3 protein-coding genes and 1 pseudogene are annotated in these 4,168 nt (G+C 72.7%); 3 read left to right on the top strand and 1 reads right to left on the bottom strand.

Annotated elements, in window-relative coordinates; all coding sequences use genetic code 11:
- Nucleotides 1-199: 199 nt before the first annotated feature.
- The 3 genes and pseudogenes from RH94_RS44920 to RH94_RS28855 form a co-directional block, all read left to right on the top strand.
- Nucleotides 200-1,187, top strand: a pseudogene (locus RH94_RS44920) (AMP-binding protein); the annotation flags it as partial.
- 2 nt (nt 1,188-1,189) lie between these two features.
- Nucleotides 1,190-1,876, top strand: a 687-nt coding sequence (locus tag RH94_RS44915; protein ID WP_234426113.1) for an AMP-binding enzyme, incomplete at its 5' end; no start/stop codon positions are given.
- On the top strand, nt 1,873-3,480 hold the full coding sequence (locus RH94_RS28855) for an AMP-binding protein (RefSeq protein ID WP_073951289.1): 1,608 nt from the start codon (nt 1,873-1,875) through the stop codon (nt 3,478-3,480). The genes RH94_RS44915 and RH94_RS28855, both read left to right, overlap by 4 nt.
- A gap of 17 nt (nt 3,481-3,497) precedes the next feature.
- Here the strand turns inward: RH94_RS28855 and RH94_RS46465 are convergent, their stop codons facing one another.
- A complete protein-coding gene (locus RH94_RS46465; RefSeq protein ID WP_324614329.1) occupies nt 3,498-3,686 on the bottom strand; it encodes a hypothetical protein in 189 nt (62 codons plus the stop codon).
- Nucleotides 3,687-4,168 lie beyond the last annotated feature (482 nt).

The following is a 4,168-nucleotide window of genomic DNA, read 5'->3' as shown; positions in this document are numbered from 1 at the left end:
CCCGCCGCAGCCGCACCAGCGCACCCCGGATCTCCGCCGCCCCGGACGCGTCCGCCGTCACTCGCTCGCCCCTTCGCCGCAGCCCTTCCGTCCCACTGCACCCCCCGTTCGGGGGTAGTGAGACCAGCATCACTGATTACACGATGTGACAGAGCCGCCCGGCAACGGTCCGGAACCCCGGACCACGGATGGAGGACACATGACGACGGTGACGGAGACCTTCCGCAAGGCCCGGGACTTCCTGCTGGAACACCGTGAGGACTACGCCACGGCCTACGCCGGCTTCGAGTGGCCCCGCCCCGGGCACTTCAACTGGGCGCTGGACTGGTTCGACGCCATCGCCGAGGGGAACGGCCGCACCGCCCTGCACATCGTCGAGGAGGACGGCACCGAGACCCGGCTCTCCTTCGCCGAGATGGCCGAGCGCTCCAGCCGCGCCGCCAACTGGCTGCGCGACCGCGGCGTCGCCGCCGGGGACCGCGTCCTCGTCATGCTCGGCAACCAGGCCGAGCTGTGGGAGACCGCGCTCGCCGCGATGAAGCTGCGCGCCGTCGTCATCCCCGCCACCCCGCTGCTCGGCCCCGCCGACCTGTGCGACCGCGTCGAACGGGGCCGCGTCAAGCACGTGATCGTGCGCGCCGAGGACACCGCGAAGTTCGCCGAGGTCCCCGGCGCCTACACCCGGATCGCGGTCGGCGGCCTGCCGGAGGAGGGCTGGGAGCCGTACGAGGACGTGTACGCCGCCCCCGCCGAGTTCCTCCCCGACGGCCCCACCCTCGCCGACGACCCGCTGATGCTCTACTTCACCTCGGGCACCACCGCCCACCCCAAGCTGGTCGAGCACACGCACAGCACCTATCCGATCGGGCACCTGGCCACCATGTACTGGATCGGCCTCGCACCGGGTGACGTGCACCTGAACATCTCCTCGCCCGGCTGGGCCAAGCACGCCTGGTCGAACCTGTTCGCCCCGTGGAACGCCGAGGCGACCGTCTTCATCCACAACTACGGCCGCTTCGACGCGGCCCGCCTGATGGCCGAGATGGACCGCGCCGGCGTCACCACCTTCTGCGCCCCGCCGACCGTGTGGCGCATGCTCATCCAGGCCGACCTGGCCCAGCTGCGCACCCCGCCGCGCGAGGCCGTGGCCGCCGGCGAGCCGCTGAACCCCGAGGTCATCGAGCAGGNNGTACGGCGGGCCTGGGGCGTGACCGTCCGGGACGGCTTCGGGCAGACCGAGACCGCCGTGCAGGTCTCCAACAGCCCCGGCCAGCCGCTGAAGACCGGTTCCATGGGGCGGCCCAGCCCCGGCTACCGCGTCGAGCTCCTCGACCCCGTCACCGGAGCGCCCGGCGCGGACGAGGGCGAGATCGCGCTCGACCTGTCCGTGCGCCCGGTCGGCCTGATGACCGGCTACCACGGCGACCCGGACCGCACGGCGGAGGCGATGGCCGGCGGCTACTACCGCACCGGGGACGTCGCCTCGCGGGACGCGGACGGGTACCTGACGTACATCGGCCGGTCCGACGACGTCTTCAAGGCCTCCGACTACAAGATCAGCCCGTTCGAGCTGGAGAGCGCCCTGCTGGAGCACGAGGCGGTGGCCGAGGCGGCCGTCGTGCCCGCGCCGGACCCGCTGCGGCTGGCGGTGCCGAAGGCGTACGTCGTCCTCGCCGAGGGCTGGGAGCCGGGACCCGACACCGCGAAGGTGCTCTTCGAGCACTCCCGGGAAACCCTCGCCCCCTACCAGCGCGTCCGCCGGCTGGAGTTCGGCGAGCTGCCCAAGACCGTCTCCGGCAAGATCCGCCGGATCGAGCTCCGCGAGGCCACGGCCCGGGGCTCGCGGAACGAGTACCGCGAGGAGGACTTCCGGTGAGCGAACCGTCCTACGCCCACGGGACCGACGACACCCCGCTGCTGGGCGACACCATCGGTGCCAACCTGGACCGGGCGGTCGCCGCGTTCGGCGACCGCGAGGCGCTGGTCGACGTCCCCTCCGGACGCCGCTGGACCTACGCCGGGTTCGGCGCCGCGGTCGACGAGGTGGCGCGCGGGCTGCTCGCCAAGGGCGTGGCCAAGGGCGACCGGGTGGGCGTCTGGGCGGTCAACTGCCCCGAGTGGGTGCTCGTCCAGTACGCCACCGCGCGCATCGGCGCGATCATGGTGAACATCAACCCGGCCTACCGCGCCCACGAGTTGGAGTACGTGCTGAGACAGGCCGGCATCTCCGTGCTGGTCGCCTCGCAGACCCACAAGAGCAGCGACTACCGGGCGCTGGTCGAGCAGGTGCGGGGCACGTGCCCGGACCTGCGGGAGGCGGTCTACATCGGCGACGCGTCCTGGGAGGCGCTGACGGCGGCGGGGGAGGAGGTGACGGCCGAACAGCTCGCCGCCGCTCAGGCGGAGTTGAGCTGCGACGACCCCATCAACATCCAGTACACCTCGGGCACGACGGGCTTCCCCAAGGGCGCCACGCTCTCCCACCACAACATCCTCAACAACGGCTACTGGGTGGGCCGTACGGTCGGCTACACCGAGCAGGACCGCATCTGCATCCCCGTGCCCTTCTACCACTGCTTCGGCATGGTGATGGGCAACCTCGCCGCGACCTCGCACGGCGCGTGCATGGTCATCCCGGCGCCGTCCTTCGAGCCCGAGGCCACCCTGGAGGCGGTGCAGCAGGAGCGCTGCACCTCGCTGTACGGGGTGCCGACGATGTTCATCGCCGAGCTGAACCTCCCCGGCTTCGCGTCGTACGACCTCACCTCCCTGCGCACCGGCATCATGGCGGGCTCGCCCTGCCCGGTGGAGGTGATGAAACGGGTGGTCGCCGAGATGCACATGGAGGAGGTCTCCATCTGCTACGGCATGACCGAGACGTCCCCGGTCTCCCTGCAGACCCGGAGGGACGACGACCTCGAACACCGCACCGGCACGGTCGGCCGGGTGCTGCCGCACATCGAGGTCAAGATCGTCGACCCGGCCACCGGAGTGACCCGACCCCGCGGCGCAGAGGGCGAGTTGTGCACCCGCGGCTACAGCGTGATGCTCGGCTACTGGAACGAGCCGGAGAAGACCGCCGAGGCCGTCGACCCGGGCCGCTGGATGCACACCGGCGACCTGGCGGTGATGCGCGAGGACGGGTACGTCGAGATCGTCGGCCGCATCAAGGACATGATCATCCGAGGTGGAGAGAACATCTACCCGCGCGAGGTCGAGGAGTTCCTCTACGGCCACCCGAAGATCCGCGACGTCCAGGTCGTCGGCGTACCGCACGAGACGTACGGCGAGGAGGTCCTGGCCTGCGTCATCCCGCTGGACGCGGCGGACCCGCCGAGCCTGGAGGACCTGCGGGCCTTCTGCACGGACCAGTTGGCCCACTACAAGATCCCGAGCCGGCTGCGGATCCTGGAGTCCTTCCCGATGACGGTCTCGGGGAAGGTCCGCAAGGTGGAACTCCGCGAGCAGTACGGCGCCTGAGCGAACGGGCCGGCGCCTCACACCCCGTGGGTGTGCAGGGCGTCGGCCGTTTCGTTCACGGGCCGCGGGGTGTCCGCGCGGTCCAGCACGAACAGCGCGATCCGCAGTTCACCGGCGCGGGCACGGGCGGCGTCGCCGTACCCCGCGAGCGAGAAGCAGGCACACCCCGCCGACTCGGTCGTCGCGGTCGGCCGGAGACACTCCACGTCCCGCAGGGGGCCGGCCGCGCGGAGGGATCCACCCGCACCGCCAGTCCCCGCGCCGCCGGCCCGATCCCGGCGGCGGCCGCCGGCCGGCCCGCCGGATCCCCTCGTGGCCGAGCCACCGCGGATACACCACGGCAGCGGTGACGGCGTCCCGCGCGGTACGAATGGGCACCCCCCGGAACCCGCGGCGCCGTCCCGTCCCGCCCGCCTCGGGAGTACGCCCGCCCCCGGCCCGGTCCGCCGGTGGGCCGGTCGGCGGGCGGTGGTCGTCCGGGGGGTCGGTGGGCGCGAGTCCGGCGTCCGGGGGTTCGGCGGCAGGGGCAGGGGCAGGGGCAGGCGGCGGGGGCCGTGACACCGCACCGCAGGGGCGGGAGCGGGCCCGCGCGGTGTGGACGTGCTCACGGAGGCAGGCCGGGCAACGCGGCGGGACGCCGTCGGGCATGGCCCGCTCCGGGTCGTCGCATCGGGGTGGCGGTCGGGGG

The sequence above is a fragment of the Streptomyces kebangsaanensis genome (assembly GCF_001906585.1).
Lineage (GTDB): Bacteria > Actinomycetota > Actinomycetes > Streptomycetales > Streptomycetaceae > Streptomyces > Streptomyces kebangsaanensis.
The sequence above is the reverse complement of the archived record's forward strand: the minus strand, read 5'-3'. Positions and strand labels throughout refer to the sequence as shown.